Origin of the sequence: Streptomyces sp. S.PNR 29, assembly GCF_030386795.1 — a bacterium.
In the GTDB taxonomy this organism is placed as follows: Bacteria; Actinomycetota; Actinomycetes; order Streptomycetales; family Streptomycetaceae; genus Streptomyces.
Map to the genome: position 1 here is coordinate 340622 of NZ_JANUQM010000008.1, position 20496 is coordinate 361117.

19 protein-coding genes are annotated in these 20496 nt (G+C 70.9%); 8 read left to right on the top strand and 11 right to left on the bottom strand.

The window, feature by feature from the left end:
• Positions 1–10: 10 nt before the first annotated feature.
• The 3 genes from NW895_RS23075 to NW895_RS23085 all read right to left on the bottom strand — a co-directional run bounded on the left by NW895_RS23075 (position 11) and on the right by NW895_RS23085 (position 2027).
• Positions 11–826 (bottom strand): SAM-dependent methyltransferase, encoded by an 816-nt coding sequence (locus tag NW895_RS23075; protein ID WP_289937711.1) that lies wholly within the window; start codon positions 824–826, stop codon positions 11–13.
• An 87-nt stretch (positions 827–913) separates the two neighbouring features.
• The gene (locus NW895_RS23080) at positions 914–1126 is read right to left on the bottom strand and encodes a DUF397 domain-containing protein (protein WP_289937823.1); all 213 of its coding nucleotides are present in this window, start codon (positions 1124–1126) and stop codon (positions 914–916) included.
• Between the two features lie 25 nt (positions 1127–1151).
• Positions 1152–2027, bottom strand: coding sequence for a helix-turn-helix transcriptional regulator (locus NW895_RS23085; protein ID WP_289937712.1), 876 nt, complete (start codon positions 2025–2027; stop codon positions 1152–1154).
• Between the two features lie 295 nt (positions 2028–2322).
• Between NW895_RS23085 and NW895_RS23090 the strand changes: the two genes are divergently transcribed.
• Together NW895_RS23090 and NW895_RS23095 are read left to right on the top strand one after the other, a co-directional pair.
• Positions 2323–3012 carry an ATP-binding protein gene (locus NW895_RS23090; RefSeq protein WP_289937713.1) on the top strand — a complete coding sequence of 230 codons (690 nt, stop codon included), beginning with the start codon at positions 2323–2325 and terminating at the stop codon, positions 3010–3012.
• A complete protein-coding gene (locus NW895_RS23095) occupies positions 2990–3436 on the top strand; it encodes a hypothetical protein (RefSeq protein WP_289937715.1) in 447 nt (148 codons plus the stop codon). Before NW895_RS23090 ends, NW895_RS23095 begins: the two co-directional genes overlap by 23 nt.
• 7 nt (positions 3437–3443) lie before the next feature.
• Here the strand turns inward: NW895_RS23095 and NW895_RS23100 are convergent, their stop codons facing one another.
• From NW895_RS23100 to nsrR, 3 genes are all read right to left on the bottom strand, one after another.
• Complete coding sequence (locus NW895_RS23100; RefSeq protein ID WP_289937718.1) at positions 3444–3875, bottom strand: hypothetical protein; 432 nt, start codon at positions 3873–3875, stop codon at positions 3444–3446.
• A 59-nt stretch (positions 3876–3934) separates the two neighbouring features.
• A complete protein-coding gene (locus NW895_RS23105) occupies positions 3935–5131 on the bottom strand; it encodes a globin domain-containing protein (protein ID WP_289937719.1) in 1197 nt (398 codons plus the stop codon).
• 68 nt (positions 5132–5199) lie between these two features.
• Positions 5200–5655 carry a nitric oxide-sensing transcriptional repressor NsrR gene (gene nsrR / locus NW895_RS23110; RefSeq protein ID WP_289937720.1) on the bottom strand — a complete coding sequence of 152 codons (456 nt, stop codon included), beginning with the start codon at positions 5653–5655 and terminating at the stop codon, positions 5200–5202.
• Between the two features lie 113 nt (positions 5656–5768).
• On the opposite strand from nsrR, the gene NW895_RS23115 reads away from it, so the two are divergent.
• Positions 5769–6185: a hypothetical protein gene (locus tag NW895_RS23115; protein WP_289937721.1), complete on the top strand. Its 417-nt coding sequence runs from the start codon at positions 5769–5771 to the stop codon at positions 6183–6185.
• A 256-nt stretch (positions 6186–6441) separates the two neighbouring features.
• Here the strand turns inward: NW895_RS23115 and NW895_RS23120 are convergent, their stop codons facing one another.
• Complete coding sequence (locus tag NW895_RS23120) at positions 6442–7221, bottom strand: carbonic anhydrase (RefSeq protein WP_289937722.1); 780 nt, start codon at positions 7219–7221, stop codon at positions 6442–6444.
• A 323-nt stretch (positions 7222–7544) separates the two neighbouring features.
• On the opposite strand from NW895_RS23120, the gene NW895_RS23125 reads away from it, so the two are divergent.
• The 3 genes from NW895_RS23125 to NW895_RS23135 all read left to right on the top strand — a co-directional run bounded on the left by NW895_RS23125 (position 7545) and on the right by NW895_RS23135 (position 12873).
• Complete coding sequence (locus NW895_RS23125; protein WP_289937825.1) at positions 7545–10298, top strand: hypothetical protein; 2754 nt, start codon at positions 7545–7547, stop codon at positions 10296–10298.
• 174 nt (positions 10299–10472) lie between these two features.
• Positions 10473–11585 (top strand): substrate-binding domain-containing protein, encoded by a 1113-nt coding sequence (locus NW895_RS23130; protein ID WP_289937723.1) that lies wholly within the window; start codon positions 10473–10475, stop codon positions 11583–11585.
• Positions 11586–11598: 13 nt separating this feature from the next.
• The gene (locus NW895_RS23135) at positions 11599–12873 is read left to right on the top strand and encodes a sugar ABC transporter permease (protein WP_289937724.1); all 1275 of its coding nucleotides are present in this window, start codon (positions 11599–11601) and stop codon (positions 12871–12873) included.
• Between the two features lie 11 nt (positions 12874–12884).
• Here the strand turns inward: NW895_RS23135 and NW895_RS23140 are convergent, their stop codons facing one another.
• Positions 12885–13565, bottom strand: a complete 681-nt coding sequence (locus NW895_RS23140; RefSeq protein WP_289937725.1) for a DUF5701 family protein — start codon at positions 13563–13565, stop codon at positions 12885–12887.
• Positions 13566–13789: 224 nt separating this feature from the next.
• Between NW895_RS23140 and NW895_RS23145 the strand changes: the two genes are divergently transcribed.
• The gene (locus NW895_RS23145; protein WP_289937726.1) at positions 13790–15850 is read left to right on the top strand and encodes a discoidin domain-containing protein; all 2061 of its coding nucleotides are present in this window, start codon (positions 13790–13792) and stop codon (positions 15848–15850) included.
• 24 nt (positions 15851–15874) lie between these two features.
• On the opposite strand, the gene NW895_RS23150 is transcribed toward NW895_RS23145, so the two are convergent.
• A complete protein-coding gene (locus tag NW895_RS23150; protein WP_289937727.1) occupies positions 15875–16717 on the bottom strand; it encodes a putative RNA methyltransferase in 843 nt (280 codons plus the stop codon).
• Between the two features lie 324 nt (positions 16718–17041).
• Positions 17042–17473 carry a hypothetical protein gene (locus NW895_RS23155; protein WP_289937728.1) on the bottom strand — a complete coding sequence of 144 codons (432 nt, stop codon included), beginning with the start codon at positions 17471–17473 and terminating at the stop codon, positions 17042–17044.
• Positions 17474–17555: 82 nt separating this feature from the next.
• Here NW895_RS23155 and NW895_RS23160 point away from each other — a divergent pair, with 82 nt between their 5' ends.
• Positions 17556–18242, top strand: coding sequence for a helix-turn-helix domain-containing protein (locus NW895_RS23160; RefSeq protein ID WP_289937826.1), 687 nt, complete (start codon positions 17556–17558; stop codon positions 18240–18242).
• A 16-nt stretch (positions 18243–18258) separates the two neighbouring features.
• On the opposite strand, the gene NW895_RS23165 is transcribed toward NW895_RS23160, so the two are convergent.
• Complete coding sequence (locus NW895_RS23165) at positions 18259–20307, bottom strand: SpoIIE family protein phosphatase (RefSeq protein ID WP_289937729.1); 2049 nt, start codon at positions 20305–20307, stop codon at positions 18259–18261.
• Between the last annotated feature and the right edge of the window lie 189 nt (positions 20308–20496).

The following is a 20496-nucleotide window of genomic DNA, read 5'->3' on the forward strand; positions in this document are numbered from 1 at the left end:
CGGCGGCCGGTCACGGCTTGCGCGCGACCGCTCCGTACATGGCGATGTCCTCGTCGCGGATGTTCTGCTCACCCGTGCCGTCCGGGTGCCACTTGTGGACCTGGACGATGCCCGGCTCGACCAGCTCCAGCCCCTCGAAGAACTCGTGGGCCTCGTCGATGGTGCGCAGCCGCATCGGCATGTTGCGGGCCGCGTACTCGCGGGCGACGCGGCCCACCTCCTCGGGCGCGAACTCGGCGGTGCCGATGGTCATCGCGAGGTAGCTGCCCGACGGGAGGGGCTCCAGGAGGCGGCGGACGATGCCGACCGCGTCGTCCTCGTCGAGGACGAAGTGGACGATCGCGATCACGGTCAGCGCGACCGGCTTGCTCAGATCCAGCGTCTCCCGGAACTCGGCCGAGCCGAGGATGGCCTCCGGCTGCTGGAAGTCCGCCTCGATGTACGCCGTCTTCCCCTCGGGCGTGCTGGCCAGCAGGCCCTGCGAGAGGGTGAGCACGATCGGGTCGTTGTCCACGTAGACGACCCGGGACTCGGGAGCCACCGACTGGGCGATCTCATGGAGGTTGGGGGAGGTGGGAATCCCCGTGCCGATGTCGAGGAACTGGCGCATCCCCGCCTCCTCGGCCAGCCAGCGCACCGCCCGGTTCATCCAGTCACGGTTGGCACGCATGTGGATCGGCAGCGCGGGCCACTCCCGCGCCATGGCGTCGCCCGCCTCTTTGTCGGCGGGGTAGTAGTCCTTACCACCGAGGATGTAGTCGTAGATACGGGCCGAATGCGCGTTCTCGGTGTCGATACGGTCGGCCGGCCATCCGTTGTCGGGCAACGCCGCCCCTCCCATTCAGATCATCGGGGTGAGTGAAGGCTCAAGTAAATCAAGGGTCTTGACGGACTGCTCAGAAACCCAACGGTGTCAGAGGAGGAAGTCGGCATCGCCCGCCTTCACGCCCGTCAGGAAACTGGACATCTCGTGGGGCGTGAACACCAGCGCCGGACCGTCCGGATCGGTCGACTGGCGCACGGCGACGCACCCGTCGGCGAGCTGCTTCACTTCCACGCAGGCGCCTCCGGCGTCGTCGCTCCACGGCTTGGACCAGCCGCGTGCGCCCAGCTCCCGGGCCGGCATGCCGTTGCTTATGTGGTGGTGCACGTCAGAGCTCCTTGCGAATGGCTCCGAGGAGAGCCTCGGTCTTGCGGGCGGGCGCAGCCTGGGCGCCCAGCCGGTCCAGGGCCTCGCGGTACACCACGACGTCGTCGCCCTTGTCGAGGTAGACAGCGCCCACCAGACCGTTGAGGTAGACGATGTCGGGCAGTTCGCGTGCCCGGAACCGGAAGAGGTGGTACGCGCCGGCCCGCAGGGCCGGGTGCGGACCGTTGGCGAACGGCATGATCTGCACGGTCACATGAGGAAGGGCGTTCACCTCGATCAGACGGTCGATCTGCGCACGCATCACGTCGGATCCCCCGACCGGCCATCTGAGCACCGTCTCGTCCATCACGACCCACAACCGCGGCGGCGCCTCGCGGGTCAGCAGCTCCTGCCGGCGCATGCGCAGCGCGACCCGGCGCTCCGTCGCCTCCGACGAGGCGTGCGGATTGCCCGCGCTCAGCAGGGCACGCGCGTACTCCTCCGTCTGCAGCAGCCCGTGGACGAACTGGTTCTCGTAGGCACGGATCTGCAACGCCGCCTGCTCCAGGCTCAGATAGGCGGCGAACCAGTCCGGCATCACGTCGCGGTAGGTGTGCCACCAGCCGCGCTTGTTGGCCTCGCGGACCGACTTCAGGAACGTGTCGATCTCCTGCTGGTCCGTCACACCGTAGACCTGCAGCAGCTTCTCGGCGTCCGCCAGCCGGAGCCGGGCCACCTTGGCGGCCTCCATCCGGCGGATCGTGGAGTGACTGACCCCGATGGCCGCGCCCGCCTGCTCGTACGTCAGGCCGGCGCGATTCCGCATCTCCTCCAGCTGCCTGCCGAGGATCATGCGCAGTACGGAGGGGGCACCGCCCCAGTCGGTCTCCGAGGTCACGCCTTGCCCCCTCACGCCTTCAGCTCTCGGGATGCAGTCTGACACGATCAGCGCTTTTCGCAGACCTGGTCGATCACGTTCTTGGTGGGAGCAGGATGCACTTCGCTACTTGAAAATTTCAACTTGCTGGTTGCGAGGTGTTGTTCGCGGTGCCACAGTGGACGGACCGTTCCGGTTCGCTGAACGACAGGACGGCGCGGCCCGGTTGGGGGAGACAGGGTTGGGCTTTCACACGGCGGATCGGTGCGGCCTCGGTACGGGCCCTGACGCGAAGGCAGACGAAAGGCGTACGGCGATGGCTCCGCCCTCCCTCCCTCAGCCGCTGCACCCACTGCCGGCAGCCCAGCGGTCCGTGCGCCCGTCCGGAGCCGAACATCCCGGCAGACCGTCGGAGACGTCGTGCTCCACCCAGCCGCCCGGAGGCGGGCACCCTGGTCGACTCCCTGGGCCGCAAGGCCCCGACCGGCTCGCCTCCGGGGCCCGACCTGCCCAGCGGAACCATGCGTTCGGACTGCCGGCGACCCCGGCGTCGGTCGGCCTGGCCCGTCGGCACGTACGTGAGCTGCTGACCTCGTGGAGCGGCGGCGACGAGATACGCGACAACGCCGTCGTCGTGACCTCCGAGCTGGTCACCAACGCGCTCACGCACGCGGCCGGCGAGTGGATCGTCTGCCGGCTGCACATCGCCGCGGGCCGGCTCCGTATCGAGGTCGAGGACGAAAGCCGCGGCGCCACGCTCCCGGTACCGCGGCAGCCGGGCCCCGACGAGCAGAACGGACGCGGACTCCTCCTGGTCGACGCGCTCAGTGGCGCCTGGGGAACCGCGGACGCCCCGCACGGGTCCGGGCGCGTGGTCTGGGCCGAGCTGACGACCGACCCGTACGAACCCGGCCCGACCGCATCCCCACCGACCGTGCCCTCCACGCGGCCCGTCCCCCACTCGGCCGAAGGACCCTCACCGCATGCACCGACCGCACATCCCTGACCCCCGCCCGCCGCGCCTCGCGCCCGTCCTGTGCGACCGCCCCGGACGCCTGACGATCCCCGAACAGCTGCCCACCAGCCTCGGCTACGACGCCGTGGGCACCCCATGGGAACACGGGGAACGCATCATGGACCGCCTCCCGCGCGTCGGCTGTGTCTTCGCCGACGACCTGCGCTGGTGGTGGATCGTCCCCGCCGGCTCCCACATCGGCGTGACCTGGCCGCCGAGCACCAGCTACGCGATCGGCGCCCACATGGCCGACCCGTCCTGGACGCGCACCCGCCCGAAGCCCGGCCCCGGCCACCCCCGCCTGCTACACGCCCCGGAGTCGGGCTCCCCGTACACACCCCCGATACCGCTGTACTTCCTCACCTGCCGTCTCGCCGGCAGCACCCCGCACTGGTCACTGGGCGCCGCGAGCTGAAGCCGGGTCAGGCGGCCGTCAACACCACGCTGCCCAGCGCGATCAGCGTGAGGACCTTGGCCGACTCGCAGGCCACGTAGAACAGGTGCGCACGCGAGCGCGGAACGTCCTCTCCCGCCAGCACCCGGTCGGACCGGCGGTTGAGGACGGGCCGGACCACGGCGAGCTGCACGGCCAACAGCACCACGGCAAGGCCGGTCAACAACACGACGGGCAGCGGGGAAGAGCCCAGTGCGACCGCCGTGACCACGGCAGCCGCCAGGACGGCCTCGACGCGGTTGAGCGCCCGGAAGACGAGCCGGCCGATACCGAGCCCGATCCGTACGCTCACCCCCGGAGCGCGGAACTTCAGCGGCGCCTCCAGGAAGGAGATGCCCAGCACCATCCCGAGCCAGACGAAGGTGACCGCCCCGGCCACGGAGGCCGATGCGCTGTTCATATGACCCACCCACCCTTTCTGTCGTCGACGCCGCGTGTCCCCGTGCTGCCGTACCGCCCCTACGGCCGGCCCAGCCAGAGGTCGGGACCGAACACCTCGTAGTGGATCGCCTCCGCGGGCACCCCGCGGCGCAGCAGGTCGCCGCGGACGGCGCGCATGAACGGCAGCGGGCCGCACAGGTAGGCGGTGAGGCCCGAGGGGAGCTCAAGAGTGCCGACGTCGGCCAGACCGGTCGACGCCTCCGGGGCCTGGTCGCCGGGCTCCTCGTACCAGAGGTGGAGGCGGGCGTCCGGGAGCGCCCGGACCAGGGCGAGCTGTTCGTTCCGGTGCGCGTGGTGGGCGGGGGTGCGGTCGGCGTGGACCACGGTCACCGGGCGGGCGGCACCGGTGGAGGCGAGATGGTCCAGCATGGCCAGCATGGGGGTGACGCCGATGCCGGCGGACGCCAGCAGCAGCGGGCCGTCGCCCTCCGGCAGCACCAGGTCACCGAACGGCGCGGACACGGTGACGACGTCGCCCGGCCGCGCGTGCGCGTGGAGCCAGGACGAGACCTCGCCGTCCGGCTGCCCGCTGCCGTGGACGTGCTTGACGGTGATCCGCCACTCGGGCCGGCCGGGGGCGCCGGACAGGCTGTACTGGCGGATCTGCCGTGCGCCGTCGGGCAGTTCGACCTGCACGCTGACGTACTGGCCCGGACGGTACGCCGCCACAGGACGGCCGTCGGTGCGCCGCAGCAGGAACGAGACGGCGTCCGGGGTCTCCTCGCGCCGCTCGGTGATCTCCATGCGCTGCCAGACGTCTCCCTCGGCGGCGCCGGCCTCCTGGTAGAGGTGGGCCTCGATGGCCATCAGGGCGTTCGCCATCAGCCAGTAGACCTCGTCCCAGGCCGCGGCGACCTCGGGGGTCACGGCATCGCCGAGCACCTCGGCGATCGCCCCGAACAGGTGGTGGTGGACGATCTTGTACTGGCCGGAGGTGATGCCGAGGGAGGCGTGCTTGTGCGCGATCCTGGCGAGCAGCGCGTCCGGACGTGCGTCGGGACGCTCCAGCAGCATGCCGGCGAACGCCGCGATCGACCCGGCCAGTGCTCGCTGCTGCTCCCCGTTGGCCTGGTTCCCCCGGTTGAACAGGTCCCGCAGCAGCTCGGGGTGCGCCTCGAACAGCTTCCGGTAGAACAGCTCGGTGATGTCCCCGATGGCGGCGCCGACCACCGGAAGGGTGGCCCGGACGACGGGAACGGACTGCTCGGAGAGCAAGGCGACTCCTTAATTGGTCAATGATCTTCGTATTTAATGGGACGAGGTACCGCCTGCTCGCGGTGTCCTCACGCCGTTCGCCCCGATGGGCGGTCCGCCAGCCCGACCAGGACCGGTCCCGTGGGCGAGGCCACCAGGTCGGTCACGGTCAGCGGGTCGAGGGCGGCGTAGAACGCCTCCTGGGCGTCGCGCAGGGCCCGGCGCAGACGGCAGGCCGCCCGTAGGGGGCACGGTGGATCGTCCTCGCAGGCGACGACCTCGCTCTCGCCCTCCAGTTCCCGTACCAGCCAGCCCACCGAGGCGCGTCGCCCCAGACCGGTCAGCGCCAGTCCGCCCCCGCGGCCACGACGGGCCTCCACCACACCGAGGTGCTGCAGACGCGTGATCGCCTTCGCCGCGTGCGTGTACGGCACGCTCATGGACTCGGCCACCTCGCGCGTGGTCAGCGGGTCGTCGCCCTCTTCGGAGACCGCCAGGCGCATCACGGAACGCAGCGCCAGGTCGGTGAACTTCGTCAGCCGCACAACCAGGACGCTAGCAAATGCGCATGTTAAATTCCTATTTGCAAGCCGTCCGGGACGCTGTGGAGTGCGTCACGGGCGGGCGGTGGACAGGCACAAGGGAACGAGGGCACGTGATGGCGGCGGAGAACGGCGAGTCCCCGGGCACCCCCGACGATGCCGCCCTGCCCAGGGTGCTGTGCGACACCGCGTCCCTCGCGGCGCTCGGCGATGCTCCCGCCGGCGCGCTGTGGCGGCTCGCGGAACCCGGACGGCAGCTCGACTCCAACGTCGTCCGCATCCCTCCCGGCGGCAGCATCGGCATCCACACCGAGCCCGACCTCGATGTCCTCCTGCTGGTCCTCCAGGGAGACGGCACCCTGGAGCGCGTCGACGGGCCGCAGCCCGTGCGCGAGGGCAAACTGGCCTGGCTGCCCCACGGTTCGACTCGCGGCCTCCAGGCGGGAGCCCACGGCATGACGTATCTGACGGTCCACCCTCGCCGCCCGGGCATGCGGATCCAGCCGCCCGCCACCGGCCCCGTCCCACGGTGACGGGTCCTCAAGGTCCGCCTGGACCGGACTCCAGATCATCCCCGTCACCAGCCTGCTCAGCGGCACGAGGCGCGCGTACGAGCGAGGGGACGTCGGCCGCCGGGTCCAGCGTGTACGAGTAGGAGGTGCTCGCCGAGTGACAGGGGTGCGGAACGCCTCGAAGTAGTTGCCCTCGACCACCATGCCCCGTTCGCATCGGTGACGCGAAGACGGCCGGCTGCTCGGCAGCCGGCCGTCGGTGTTCCACTCGCGTCGGTCAGGTGAGGAGGTGGACGAGCTGGCTGGTGAGTTCGTAGCGGGCGCCGACGACGGCCAGTTGGCCGGTGGAGACCTTCGCGGCGAGGTCGGGCTCCGCGGCGAGCCGGGAGCGGACAGCTCGTACGTTGGCGTCGATCGTCGCGTCGACGCGGGCGTCGCCCTGCGTGGTGTGGTCGATGGCCGGGCTGATCTGGTCGGCCAGGTACTGGATGTGGGCCGGCAGTCGCTCGCCGGACGTCTCCGCCTCGACGGCGGCACGCACGGCGCCGCACGACTGGTGCCCGAGCACCATGACCAGCGGTATGCCCAGTTCGAGCACCCCGTAGGCGACGCTGCCGAGGACGGCTTCGTCCAGGACCTCGCCGGCGCTGCGCACGGTGAGCAGGTCACCGAGGCCCTGGTCGAAGACGAGTTCGGGCGGAACGCGGGAGTCGACGCAGCCGAGGATGAGGGCGAAGGGGTGCTGACCCGACGTCAGGCTCTGCCGCACCGCGGGAGTTTCGTCCGGGTGCCTCTCGCGGAAGGTGCGCCAGCGCAGGTTGCCGGCTGCCAGCGCCCGCAGGGCTTGATCCGGGGTGCTGGGCCGGGGGCGGGTGCCTGAGGCCGCCGCGGAGGCCGGAGCCGAGGCGAGGGCGACTCCGGTGCCGAGGGCCGCGGCGCCGGTGAGTCCGGCTCGCAGGAGAGTGCGCCGGGCAGGCGGGGCCGGGGCGAACCGTGCGCCGTCGGAGGGGGTCGGCCGGGAGCCGACGGATCTGTAGGGGATGCCTTCAGCGTTCACGGGGAGGAACGTATGTCCGGGCCCGCGGGTAAGAGTTGACGTTACGGAATCATGGCCGTGCGTGGGGAAGCCGTGGCCGGGTGTTGGGCTGCCCTTGGTGTTTTCCAGCTCTTTCCTTGACGCAGGGCGGCCTGGTGTACGACAGCCCTCCGCCGGCGATGACGCAACGTTTCCGCACAGCACAGGCAACCCAAAGGTTCTTCTCACCCTCCTCTTGCGAAGACGGGGTCCGCACCCGACGCGGGCCCCGAGCCGAGGAGTTGAGGAGTGGATCGTTGATAGGTGCCCGCAGAACAGGGGCCACCGCGATAGCCGTGCTGACGATGCTCGGGGTGGCGCCCGCCGCGGCCGAGGCCACGCCGCAGCCGCCCGGAACCCTTCCCGTCACCGCAGCGGTGAATGGAACCGGCGAGCTGCCACCGGGCTGGCGGATCACCGGTACCGACGAGGGGAACGTACTTGAGTGGCGCTCGCCGCGGCCCGTTCCGCCGGGCGACGCCCGCGTGGAGTTCCACACCGACGGCAAGCTGGTCGGCGTACCGAAGCCGGACCATGCCGGCCGGACCTTCCGGTTGCCGCTGAACGACCTGAGCCCCGCCGGGCTGAGCCGGCTGACGGACCTTCACGTGCTGTCGGGCGGCCGCAGGCTGGACCAGGAACCCGGCGCCGCGAACCGCGAGCGGGACGCCGCCGAGCCCCCCGCCGCTAAGGTGGCGCCCGAACTTCCCGCGGGCGCCGTCGATCCGGGCAGGCCCGGCCGCTTCGCAACGGTCAGCGGTGAGTACGCACTCGACCCGGTCCGGCTGCCCGGCTACAAGGCCCCGATCGAGATGCGCGGCCTGGTCGTCGCGCCCAAGGGAGCGACCGGCAAGCGCCCGCTCGCGCTCTTCCTGCACGGACGCCACGCCACCTGCTACGTGCCGGGCAAGGGCGAGGACGAGGTCACCATCGACTGGCCCTGCGCCGCCGGGGCCCAGCCGATCCCGAGCCACCGCGGTTACCTCCAGGACCAGAAGCTGCTGGCCTCCCAGGGCTACGTGACCGTCTCGATCTCCGCCAACGGCATCAACGGGCAGGACGCCGAGGTGGAGGACGCCGGAGCGCAGGCCCGCTCCTCGCTGGTGCGGTCGCACCTGGCCCGCTGGGCCGACTGGGCCGCCAAGCCGTCCGCCGCACCGGCGGCCGTGCGCAAGGCACCGAAGGCCGATCTCTCCCGCGTCCTCCTCGTCGGCCACTCGCGCGGCGGCGAAGGCGTCAACAGGGCCGCCATGGACAGCCTCTACGCTCCGCCGGCCGGCCAGGACGGCAAGGCGGGCCCGGCGCGCTGGAAGATCCGTGGCACCGTGCTCATCGGCCCCACCATCTTCGGCCACAACCCGGTCCCCGACGTGCCGTCACTGACGATCCTGCCGGGCTGCGACGGCGACGTCTCGGACCTCCAGGGCCAGGTGTACGTCGACGGCACCCGCGGTGTCAGCCGGGGCAGGGCCCTGCACAGCGCGGTTCACATCACGGGCGCGAACCACAACTTCTTCAACAGCGAGTGGACGCCCGGCCAGGCCGCGGCACCCGCCGCCGACGACTTCTGGGACGACCCCGAGGAACGCGACCCGGTCTGCTCGACGGGCACCGCCACCCGGCTCACGGCTCAGCAGCAGCACCGCGCCGGCGCCACGTACATCGCCGCCGCCGCACGGCTGTTCGTGGCCGGCGACGACCGGGTGCGCGAACTGGTCGACGGCACCGGACGCCGGGCCCCGTCGGCCGACCCCGCCCGGGTGCTGACGCACGCGGTGGGCGCGGGCCGCGGTGCCGGCTTCCTGCCGGACGGCGCGGTCCAGGTGACCGGTGGACGACTGTGCTCCGCGGTCGACCCCGACCCACGCGTCGCCTGCCTCGACGAGGAAAAGGCGCTCGGCTCGTCCCCGCACTTCGCGCACTGGTGGCCGCAGCGCGAGACCGGGCGCCGCGCGGTCGCGCTGAACTGGTCCGCGCCGGGCACGGCGACCCGGATACGTCCCGGCAAGCCGGTCGCCCTCAAGGGCGCGAAGAGCCTCGCGCTGCGGGTCATCGTGCCGCCCAACAGCAGCGGCACACAGCTCGACGTCTCCGTCACCGACGCCGACGGCAAGCGCGCCACCCTCGGCCGGGTCCGGGCCGACGGCCTGCCCGGCAGCATGCGCACCGCCTCCTACTGGGCGCAGGAGCTGCGCGTACCGCTCGCCGCAGCCGACCGCGCCGGTGTCGACCTGCGCCGCATCGCCGCGCTGGAGCTGACCCCGCGCTCGCGGTCGGGCCAGGCGTGGCTGATGGACGCCTACGCCTGGCGTTCCGGCACTCCCGCGGTGCAGGCGGCCCCGCTGGCCCGGGTCGACGTCGGCCGCCTGAAGGTCAAGGAGGGCGACTCGGGCACCCGTACCTACGCGGTGCCCGTGCGCGTCGTCGGCGAGGGCAGCGGCACGGTACGGCTGTACGTCGTCGATCCGGAGACGGGCGCGACCAAGGACCGCCTGGTGACGGTCGGTGCCGGTAAGCCCGGCATCGACGTGACCGTACAGGTGGAGGGCAACAAGCGGTACGCCTGGGACACCTCCCACATTGTGCTCGTCAAGGCGGTCCGGGGCTCGGTCATCGGCTCGTACGCCGGCGGCGTCACCGTGGAGAACGACGACCCGATGCCCAAGATCAGCGTGACGCCCGTCGCCGACGAGGTCACCGAGGGACAGCCGCTGCGCTGGAAGGTCTCGCTGTCCGAGCCCGCCGACGTGGACCTTGCGGCATCCCTGGCGGTGGCGCCGGTCGACGGCCGGGCCGAACTGTCTACCAAGGACGTCGATCGCGACTGGCTCCTGGATGTGTATGGGGAGATCCCCGACGGGGAGGTCCCGCTGTCCCGCCTGGAGTACCTCTCCCTGTGGGCGCCGGTCCCGGCCGGCCGGCTGAGCGCGGAGGCGTCGATCCCCACGGTCCGCGACCAGCTCACCGAGCCCACGGAGTACGTGGGGCTGCAGCCCACCGACGACGAAGGGCAGCCCAACGGCCCGGTCCTGACCGGCAGGGTCCTCGACACGCCGTAACACCGGCGACGCGTGTGCGGCCCCGGGTACCCCCGGGGTCGCCGTCGGCCCACAGGGGCACCTCGCGCGGCCGGTCGGGATGCCGGACGCGAACGGGACATCGACGGCTTGGCTACCCTTGACATCAAGCACCCATTACGGAGCAATCCAGGACAAACTCCTAAGGAAGCGCAGATGGGTCTCGGTGCCAGCCGTCCGGCCAGTAAGCCCAGGCCCTTCACCCGTGCGTCAGCGGCGATCGCGTTGACCGCCGGTCTGGTGCTGTCCGGGGCTTGCGGCGGGGGCAGCGGGGACGGCGACGACAGCCTCACCATCGGCGTACTGCTCCCGGGTGGCGGGGCCTCTCGATTCGGGCAGTTCGACAAACCGCTGATCGAGAAGAAGCTGAAGCAGCTGTGCCCGGACTGCCCGGCAGCGACCGTCGGTGCCACGCCCGACCCGGCGGTCCAGCGGCAGCAGCTCGAATCCATGATCACCAGGGGCGTGGACGCCCTGATCGTCGCGGCCGTCGACCCCGAACTGCTGCGCCCGTCGGTCGTGGCCGCGGACCTGGCCGGCATCCCGGTCGTCGCCTATGACCGGCTCGCGCAAGGACCGATCTCCGGTTATGTCACCTTCGACGGTGCGAAGGTCGGCAGACTTCAGGGTCAGGCACTCCTGAAGGCCATGGGCGCCAAGGCGCAGGGCGGCCAGATCGTCATGATGAACGGTGCCACGGTCGATCCCAATGCGGGCTGGTTCAAGGAGGGGGCGCTCTCCGTCCTCCGGGGCAAGGTGAAGATCGGCAAGTCCTACGACACCGTCGGATGGCGGCCGGAGAACGCCTTCGTCAACATGACCGGCGCCATCGCCGCCCTGGGCGGGGGAAACATCGACGGCGTTCTGGCCGCCAATGACAGCCTCGCCGGAGCCGTGATCTCGGCGCTGCACGCCAACGAGGTCAGGCCGCTGCCCCCGATCACCGGCCAGGACGCCGACCTGGCGGCCGTGCGGCGCATCGTGAGAGGTGAGCAGTACATGACCGTCTACAAGCCTTTCAAGCCCGCGGCGGACGCCGCCGTCGAGATGGCCGTCGCCCTGGGGCGCGGCGAGACCGTCGAGTCCATCGCCACCGGCACCGCCGACAACGCCACCACCAAGGACATTCCGGCGGTCCTCCTCCCCTCGGTCTCGGTCACCGTCGGCAACATCAAGGACACCCTGGTAAAGGATGGTGTGTACACCATCGACCAGATCTGCACCCCCATGCTCCGGTCCGCCTGTGACAAGGCCGGACTCACCCGATGACTTCCCCGGAGGCATGGCCGTGAGAGGGAGGGGGACCCGGGCGCGCACCGCTGATGCCGCGCCCGCCACCGACCGACGCCACGACGGACGCCGTTGGTATGCCGGAGACCTCCGGGCGTACGGCGACGCGGTGCGCCGCAGATTGCACGAACGTGAACTCGGCGCGGCCCCTGTCCTGCTCGCTCTCGCCGTGACCTGGATGGTCTTCCAGGGCCTCAACGACAACTTCCTCTCGCCGCGCAACCTCTCCGTCCTCAGCGTGGACATCGTCGGGACCGGCATGATCGCCGTCGGCATCGTCTTCGTACTGCTGATCGGTGAGATCGACCTGTCGGTGGGCTCGCTCGCCGGCCTGGCGGGCGCCCTGTTCGCAGCGCTGAACGTCAACCTCGGGATGCCGGAATGGCTCGCCGTGATCATCGCGGTCCTGTGCGGCACGGCCGCCGGGACCGTCCACGGGTACTCCTTCGCCAAGATCGGCGTCCCCGCGTTCGTCGTCACCCTCGCGGGCCTGCTGGCCTGGAACGGTCTGATGCTCTACCTGCTGGGGCCGGACAGCTCCATCAACTTCAGCGAGGACGGACTGGTCGCCATGCTGACCAGCCGCTACTACAGCGCCGCCGTCGTCACCTACGGCCTGGCGGCGCTCGGCACGGCCGCGTACCTCCTCGTCTCCTACCACGACCGCAGGCGCCGCAGGGCCGCCGGGATGCCGTGCCGGTCGGTGGGCGAGATCTGGGCGCGCACGGCACTCCTCGCGTTGGTCGCGTTCACCGTCGTCTATGTGCTCGGCCGGTTCGAGGGCCTGCCGCTGGCTCTGCTGCTCTTCCTCGGCGTCATCGTCGCCTCCGACCTCTTCCTGCGCCGCACGCCCTACGGCCGGCAGGTCCTCGCACTGGGCGGAGGTGTGGAGGCGGCCCGGCGGTCCGGCGTCGATGTGGTGCGGGTGAGGGTCGCGGTGTTCATGGTGTCCGGGACCCTGGCCGCGGTCGGCGGCCTGTTCGTCGCGTCGAGGCTCACCGCGGCGAGCCAGGTCCCGGGCTCCGGCATGTTGCTGATCAACGCCATCGCCGCCGCCATCATCGGCGGCACCAGCCTGTTCGGCGGGCGCGGCTCGACCTGGTCGGCGCTGCTGGGTGTGCTCATCATCCAGTCGATCGCCTCGGGCATGGCGCTGCTGGGAGTCGAGTCCGCGGTCCAGTTCATGATCACCGGTGGGGTGCTGTTCACCGCGGTGGTCTTCGACTCGTTGACGCGGCGCGCCGCGGAGTCACGCGGGCGGGTCTGAGGGAGGTCTCCCTACACCTCCTGGCCCCGGCGGCCCGTTGCGGAGGCGAAGCCCAGCCAGGTGTGCCGGTTGCCCGCCCAGCACCAGCCGACCTTGGGGGCGTTGCGGCGCTCGCGGCCGTCCCGCCCGGTGCCGTTGCTGATCCAGATGGCCGGGGTGCGGGCGTCCAGCGCGCCGTCGGCCTTGCGCAGCCGGGAGCCGATGGTCATGAAGCAGTGGTTGCGCTCCAGGACGGGCGGCTGCTGCATCACCCAGTGGATGCCCTCGGTGAGCAGCAACGGGGTGCGGTCCTGCGCGGTGAGGGCGGGCAGCGCCTCGTCCGGGCTCCAGTTGGCCATGTGGTCGCCGCGGTCGAGGCCGGTGACGAGGTAGAGAGGGGCGTCGGGCAGCGCGACCGTGTCGAGCGGGGCGAAGAGGTCGACGTCGGGCATGTCGATGACGACGAAGCCCGGTCTGCCGTCGCGGCGGAGCAGGGGCGCGAGGGCGGAGGCGGGGGCTCGGCCAGGGTGAACAGCGAGCAGGGCGCCGTCGTCGCCCGCGGAGGCCTGCGCGGACGCCGCGAAGCTGCGTATCTCGGCGGCGGGCAGCCCGGCGATCTCGTGCACCCCCAGCTCGATCAGTCGAGCGGCCTGTGTGCCCAGGTCAGGCAGCACGGGGAGAACGGTGGAGGTGGCGGGCGCGGACTCGGGCACGATGCTCCCAGGGAATGTCGACGTTGACGGGCGTAGGGGTAACGAGCCGGTCCGCCGGAGCGTTCCCGGCCGTTCCACTCTTGACTCCACGTACAACAGCCGTGATCCTCTTCGCATATGTTGCGCTGGTCATGACAATACGAGCCGAGGGGTCGTCCTCGGCCCCGGACGGCCTGGCTCGTCGACCGCGCGATCCCGCCGACCGAGGGACGTGAACAGTGACCATGGCTCGACGCCCGCACCACAGGCGCAAAGACGTCGCCGTAGTGACACTGCTCCTCCTCGTCCTGGCCATCGCCCTCGGCCCCGTGCCGAGTTCGGCGGCGGCCGGAACCGACTGGTGGGTCCCGGCGGCGCGCCCCACACCGGATTCCCGGATCGACGTCACCGGCGAGCCGTTCACGGGCACCGACGCCGACGGAGAGGTGCGCGGCTTCGTCGACGCCCACAACCACCTGATGGCCAACGAGGCCTTCGGCGGGCGACTCATCTGCGGCAGGACGTTCTCCGAGGCCGGCATCGCGGACGCGCTCAAGGACTGTCCCGAGCACTACCCCGACGGCTCCCTCGCCGTCTTCGACTTCATCACCAAGGGCGGCGACGGCAGACACGACCCGGTCGGCTGGCCGACGTTCAAGGACTGGCCCGCACACGACTCGATGACCCATCAGCAGAACTACTACGCCTGGGTGGAGCGGGCCTGGCGCGGTGGCCAGCGGGTGCTCGTGAACGACCTCGTCACCAACGGTGTGATCTGCTCGGTGTACTTCTTCAAGGACCGCAGCTGCGACGAGATGACGTCGATCCGGCTGCAGGCGAAGCTGACGTACGACCTGCAGGCCTACATCGACAAGATGTACGGCGGCACCGGCAAGGGCTGGTTCCGGATCGTCACCGACAGCGCGCAGGCCCGCGAGGTCATCGAGCAGGGCAAGCTCGCGGTCATCCTGGGCGTCGAGACCTCCGAGCCGTTCGGCTGCAAGCAGGTCCTGGACATCGCACAGTGCGACAAGGAGGACATCGACGCCGGCCTCGACGAGCTGTACGACCTCGGCGTGCGCAGCATGTTCCTGTGCCACAAGTTCGACAACGCGCTGTGCGGGGTCCGCTTCGACGAGGGCGGACTCGGGACGGCCATCAACGTCGGGCAGTTCCTGTCGACCGGCACGTTCTGGAAGACGGAGAAGTGCACGGGCCCCCAGCACGACAACCCCATCGGCGGGGCAGCGGCGCCCGAGGCCGAGAAGGAACTCCCCGCGGGCGTGGAGGTCCCCTCGTACGACACCGACGCCCAGTGCAACGTCCGCGGGCTCACCGAGCTCGGTGAGTACGCCGTGCGCGGCATGATGAAACGCAAGATGATGCTGGAGATCGATCACATGAGCGTCAAGGCCACCGGCCGGGTGCTCGACATCTTCGAGGCCGAGTCCTACCCCGGCGTCCTCTCCTCGCACAGCTGGATGGACCTCAACTGGACCGAGCGGGTCTACGGCCTCGGCGGCTTCGTCGCCCAGTACATGCACGGCTCCGAGGAGTTCGCAGCGGAGGCGAAGCGCACGGACGCGCTGCGTGACAAGTACGACGTGGGCTACGGCTACGGCACGGACATGAACGGCGTCGGCGGCTGGCCGGCACCGCGCGGCGCGGACGCCGCCAACCCCGTCACGTACCCCTTCCGCAGCGTCGACGGCGGCTCCCTGATCGACCGGCAGACCACCGGGCAGCGCACCTGGGACCTGAACACCGACGGGGCCGCGCACTATGGCCTCGTCCCGGACTGGATCGAGGACATCCGGCTGGTCGGCGGGCAGGACGTGGTGGACGACCTCTTCCGGGGAGCCGAGTCCTACCTCGACACCTTGGGCGCGACGGAGCGGCACCGGGCGGGGCTGAACCTCGCCAAGGGCGCCTCCGCGACGGCGAGTTCGGTGGAGTCCAACCCGTTCACGAGCTACGCGCCGGGCCGGGCGGTGGACGGCGACGCCGGCACCCGTTGGGCCGGCGACTGGAGCGACGACCAGTGGCTGCGGATCGACCTGGGCTCCACGCACCGGGTCGGGCGGGTCACCCTCGACTGGGAGCGCGCGTACGGGAAGTCGTACCGCATCGATCTCTCCACCGACGGCAAGACCTGGCAGACCGTCTGGTCCACGACCTCCGGCGACGGCGGCCTGGACACGGCCCGCTTCACCGGCACACCGGCCCGCTACGTTCGCGTCCAGGGCCTCGACCGGGGCACCGACTGGGGATACTCGCTGTACGAGGTGGGCGTCCACAGCAGCTGACGGCCATACGGACCTTGCAGGCTCTCACGGCAGGGGACGGTAGGCGGTCACCATGACCGACACCGTCACGTCGCAGCGCTCCGGCAACCGGCCGATACGCTCCAGCAGACCGGACGGTTCCTGGTGCCATGCGTTGGGCCCCATGCCGACCAGCAGGTTCATCGCCCGATGGCCGAGCGTCATCGTCGTGGTGAGCGGGCGGGACTCCGCGGGGGAGAAGTGGGGAGCGAGCCGCTCGGCCAGCCGCTCCTCCTTCCGCTGGTCCACCCGCATCAACCCCACTGTGCCGACCAGCTCCTGAAGGTGGTCGTGCCGGGGGGTGACGACCAGCAGCACTCCTTGCGGATCGAGGACCCGCCGCACGTCGGCAGCATTGCGCGGGGCGAACACGTTCAACACCAAAGAGACGGAGTCGTCGTGAAGCGGAAGGGACTGCCACGCGTCGGCCACGACCGCACCGATACGCGGATGAGCCCTGGCCGCGCGCCGCGCGGCGAACTTCGATATGTCGAGCAGTACGCCCTCACTGTCCGGTAATTCATCCAGTACCCGGGCCAGGTAATAGCCGGTGCCACCGCCGACGTCCACCACGCAGCCGGGCAGTGAGGGATCGACGGTTTTGCGCGACAGCTCGGCGACCGCTTCGGCAAGTCCCTCGTAATGGCCCTCGGCAAGGAATTCGGCGCGCGCGTCCACCATCTCGCGGGTGTCGGCGCTCAGTTTGACGGTGCCGGTCAGCAGGTTCACGTAGCCCTGTTTCGCCACGTCGAACGAGTGGCCGTCCGCGCAGGCGAGAGCACGGTTCCGGAGGTCCAGCGATCCGGCGCAGTGGGGACAACGCAGGTACCGCGTGACTTTGTTGAGCATGGCGCACCGATCGTTTCAGGCGTTTCAGGCAGAGGTCACTCATGCTAGCGACAACACTGTGGCCGACATGTCCGCTGCCTTTGTGCCCGCTTGTCGCCGGAGTGCGGGCCGATTCGGCGTCGCCACGCAGCACTGGACAGTTCGGTATCGCGTACCGCGCCGACACACCACCCGCGCATACGGGCCGAGCAGTCCCGGCCGGTCACGGGCGACCGGAGCGGCGGTGCGCTGACGGGAACGGTCTGCCGGCCCATGGCGCGGCGGGTGGTGCCGAGTGGCGTCCACCCGCCGACCGGTTCCGCTCGCGCGGTGCGGGCGAGGCTGTTACGGACGCTCGCGGTGGTAGCGCTGGGCGAGCCGGGCGAGCGCCACCGCGCCGAGAAGCAGTCCGAAGTCACGCAGCGCGATGTCGTAGTAGCCGGGGATGGTGAGCAGGTTGATGATGATGCCGCCCAGCCAGCCGGCGACCAGCCAGCCCCCGAAACGGGGGGCCAGACCCACGACGACGCCGGCCACGATCTCGATCCCGCCCACCGCGTACATGGCCGTCTGAGCGCTGCCGGGGACGAGGTCGTTGATCCACGGCGCGAGGTAGACGGGCCAGTCCACGAGCAGGTTGGCGAACTTGTCCAGCCCGAACAGGATCGGCGCCACGGTGAACCCGGTTCGCAGGATCACGAACGCCTGATAGCCGGGATCGGACAGCATCGCCCGGCGGTCGGCGTCGGACCTGCTGCTGATGGTGGTGGAGGACATGATCCCTCCTTCTATCGACAACTTTCATTAACGATAGAAGCGCGTTCTCTCTCTTTAGTCAATGGCTGTGGGTTTTACACTGGTGTTCGTGAACGCCTCGAAAGACGCACCGGACGCACCCGGCGGAGACGTCTCCGCCGTCGCCGCGCTCGACGAGCCGACGCGCAGGAAGCTGTACGACCACGTCGTACGGCAGCCCCGGCCGGTCGGCCGGGACGAGGCGGCCGCAGCCCTGGGCCTGGCGCGGCAGACCGCGGCGTTCCACCTGGACCGCCTGGCCGACGCGTCACTGCTGGACGTGGTCTACGAGCGGCGCACCGGCCGTACCGGCCCGGGCGCGGGCAGACCGGCCAAGCTCTACCGCCGCTCGGCGAAACAGATCGACGTCAGCCTGCCGGACCGCCGCTACGAACTCGCCGGAAGGCTCCTGGCCCAAGCCGTGGAGGAGTCCGACGCGACCGGAGAGCCGGTGCGCGACGTGCTGCACCGCAAGGCCGAGGACCTGGGCAGGCAGCTGGGCGGAAACGACGCCGGGGACGTCTTCCAGCTCCTGGAGCGGTGCGGCTACGAACCGCGGCGCGAGGAGAGTGCCGTCGTCCTGGTCAACTGCCCCTTCCACGCGCTGGCCCGCGAGCACACCCGGACGGTGTGCGGCATGAACCTCCACCTGTTGCGCGGTGTCCTTGAGGGGCTCGACGACACCGGGCTCGCGGCACGTCTGGCCCCCGGTCCCGGCCAGTGCTGCGTCCGGCTGGAGCCGGCGGCCTGATGCGGCGCCCCCGCGCTCAGACGCGGGTGCGGACCAGGAGGAGCGCGACGTCGTCGTCGGGCGCCGGGCGCAGGGCACTGAGGACAACGTCGCTGGTCTGTTCCAGGCCCGGGCTGCTCGCGCTCTGGAGAAGGCGGGTCAGCGTGGTGAGGCCGGTGTCGATCGGCTCGCCCCGGTTCTCGACCAGTCCGTCCGTGTAGAGCGCGAGCATCGAGCCGGGGCTCAGCTCCAGTTCCACGGTGCCGAAGTCCACACCGCCCACCCCGAGCGGTACGCCGCCGGGGATGTCGACGAGCCGCGCGGTGCCGTCGCCCGTGGTCAGGACGGGCGGCAGGTGACCGGCGCTGGACAGCGCGCAGGTGCCGCGACGCAGGTCGCACACGGCGTAGACGCAGGTGGCGATCGCGTCGCCGAGCGAGCCGGCGATGTCGTCGAGATGCCGCAGCAACTCCGCGGGCGGCAGGTCCAGGCGGGCCAGGGCACGGGTGGCGGTACTCAACTGCCCCATGATCGCGGCGGCCTGGACGCCCTTGCCCATCACGTCCCCCACCACGAGCCCGGTGCGTCCGGGCCCCAGCGGCAGCACGTCGTACCAGTCACCGCCCACCTCACTCAGGGCCGGACGGTAGCGGGCGGCGATGTCGAGCCCCTCCTGCTGAGCCGGCGCGGACGGGAGCAGGCTGCGCTGCAGCGTCAGCGCGGTGGCGCGTTCACGTCCGTACAGACGTGCGTTGTCGATGCAGATCGCGGCGCGTGCGGCGAGTTCCGATGCGAGGACGCGGTCCTGTTCGTCGAAGGGACGTTCGTTGACGGTCCGGTACAGGCTGAGGGTGCCGAGCACCTTGCCCCGGGCCACCAGCGGCAGCGCCAGGTACGAGTGGACGCCGGCCTCATGAAGCGTCTGGGCTGCGCGCCCGTCCCGGGCGATTCGGCGCATCGTCCGCCCGTCCACCCGCTCGACCAGGACCGGCCGCGCGTCGCGGACACACTGGGTGATGATCCGGGAGGAGCCGTACGTGGCCAGTTCCCCGACCGGGTCGGCGGCGTGGATCGCGTCGGTGGGGTAACCGGCCGCTACGGCCAGCGCCCTGAACTCGGCGGGAGCGTTGCTCATGACGGGCGTGATGGTGCCGTGGGCCACGACGGATTCGAGGACGTCCACGGCCGCCAGGTCGGCCACGTGCGGCACGGTCACGTCGGCCAGCTCCCGCGCGGTGTGCCGGAGGTCCAGCGTGGTGCCGATGCGCACCCCGGCGTCCGCGATCACGGACAGCCGCTGGCGGGCCTGCGCGACCTCGGCCGCGGCCTGCTGGCGCTCGGTGACGTCCAGGACGGCCATCGCGAGCCCGAGCACCCGGCCGTTCGTGTCCTCGATGCGGTGGTACGACTCCGAGTACGCGCGATCCTGGACGTCGGCGGCCGTACGGCCGATGGTCTGCTGGTCGAGCAGGGGCTTGCCGGTCGCCAGGACGTGCCGCATCCGGGCCTCGATGGCCTGCACGTCCAGGTCCGGCAGCACTTCTCCCACCCGCCGGCCGACCACGGCCGATTCGGGAACGCCGTTCATGCGCTCCAGGGCGGGATTGACGCCGACCCAGCGCAGGTCGTTGTCGAAGACGGCGATGCCCACGGGAGTCTGGTCGACGAGGCTGTGGGAGAGCGCCAGATCCCGCTCCACGCCCCGCACGGTCCGCGCGTCCGTGGCAAGCCCCAGCAGATGAGGCTGCCCTTCGCTGTCGAGCAGGCGCATCGTGCGGAACTCCACGGCGCGCTCCGTGCCGTCCCGGTGCCGCAGCGGGAAGACACCCGCCCAGGGGGCTCCCGAGCGGACCTGGGTGAACAGCTCCCTGGCCTGCGACCGGTTCTCGGGCGCGACCAGGAGCGTGTCGGCCCGCTGCCGCAGTGCCTCCTCCGCGGAGTAACCGAGCAGCTCCTCGATCTCGGGACTCCACAGCGCGATGTGCCCGCGTCCGTCGAGGACCACGGCCGCGACCCTCAGGAGGTCCAGCAGACCGCCGGGCGCCGCCGTCACCCTGTTGCTGTCCGTGGTCGCATACCCGTGCATAGGAGCCGCTCCTTCCGGCGCGGCAAGGGCACCGCCAAGATCCGTTCTTCAGATTCGATTACGTCACAGTGCGGCCGGAAGAGCAACACTGTCACGGGGAAACACGGCAGCGCACCGGCTGCGGCCGCTCCGGCTCCGAGCAGCAGCCGACATCGGCCGACGGGGCACGGCCGGGGCAGGCCCAGTGGA

Excerpts from the sequence above, each read along its gene's own strand:
- NW895_RS23080 (WP_289937823.1), bottom strand. The coding sequence starts at position 1,126 with ATGCCGGCCCGGGAGCTGGGCGCACGCGGCTGGTCCAAGCCGTGGAGC.
- NW895_RS23090 (WP_289937713.1), top strand. The coding sequence starts at position 2,323 with ATGGCTCCGCCCTCCCTCCCTCAGCCGCTGCACCCACTGCCGGCAGCC.
- NW895_RS23095 (WP_289937715.1), top strand. The coding sequence starts at position 2,990 with ATGCACCGACCGCACATCCCTGACCCCCGCCCGCCGCGCCTCGCGCCC.
- NW895_RS23100 (WP_289937718.1), bottom strand. The coding sequence starts at position 3,875 with ATGAACAGCGCATCGGCCTCCGTGGCCGGGGCGGTCACCTTCGTCTGG.
- NW895_RS23115 (WP_289937721.1), top strand. The coding sequence starts at position 5,769 with ATGGCGGCGGAGAACGGCGAGTCCCCGGGCACCCCCGACGATGCCGCC.
- NW895_RS23125 (WP_289937825.1), top strand. The coding sequence starts at position 7,545 with ATGCTCGGGGTGGCGCCCGCCGCGGCCGAGGCCACGCCGCAGCCGCCC.
- NW895_RS23130 (WP_289937723.1), top strand. The coding sequence starts at position 10,473 with ATGGGTCTCGGTGCCAGCCGTCCGGCCAGTAAGCCCAGGCCCTTCACC.
- NW895_RS23135 (WP_289937724.1), top strand. The coding sequence starts at position 11,599 with ATGGCCGTGAGAGGGAGGGGGACCCGGGCGCGCACCGCTGATGCCGCG.
- NW895_RS23145 (WP_289937726.1), top strand. The coding sequence starts at position 13,790 with ATGGCTCGACGCCCGCACCACAGGCGCAAAGACGTCGCCGTAGTGACA.
- NW895_RS23150 (WP_289937727.1), bottom strand. The coding sequence starts at position 16,717 with ATGCTCAACAAAGTCACGCGGTACCTGCGTTGTCCCCACTGCGCCGGA.
- NW895_RS23155 (WP_289937728.1), bottom strand. The coding sequence starts at position 17,473 with ATGTCCTCCACCACCATCAGCAGCAGGTCCGACGCCGACCGCCGGGCG.
- NW895_RS23165 (WP_289937729.1), bottom strand. The coding sequence starts at position 20,307 with ATGCACGGGTATGCGACCACGGACAGCAACAGGGTGACGGCGGCGCCC.